Origin of the sequence: Limimaricola sp. G21655-S1 (assembly GCF_027213785.1) — a bacterium.
Lineage (GTDB): Bacteria > Pseudomonadota > Alphaproteobacteria > Rhodobacterales > Rhodobacteraceae > Limimaricola.
On record NZ_JAPWGO010000522.1, the window covers coordinates 1 to 234 of the forward strand.

Annotated in this window: 1 protein-coding gene; it reads right to left on the bottom strand. The window is 67.9% G+C overall.

Annotated elements, in window-relative coordinates; translation table 11 throughout:
* Positions 1-234, bottom strand: a 234-nt coding sequence (locus O4G76_RS21675) for a fructose-bisphosphatase class II (protein WP_269399137.1), incomplete at both ends; no start/stop codon positions are given.

A 234-nucleotide genomic window follows, 5' to 3' on the forward strand; every position in this document is an offset into this window, starting at 1 on the left:
CCTCGGCGATCATCGCCTCATGGCGGGGGCGTTCCAGAATGCAGACGGTGATATCCGAGGGCGCGCAGCCCTTGGCCTTGGCCAGCGCCTCGACCCGCTCGCGCGGCGACATATCGAGCGAGACCACGCCCTCAGGGTAGCCCGGCCCAACCGCCAGCTTGTCCATATAGGTGTCGGGCGCATGCAGCATGGAACCACGCGGCCCCATGGCGATCACGGTGAGCGCGTTGGGCA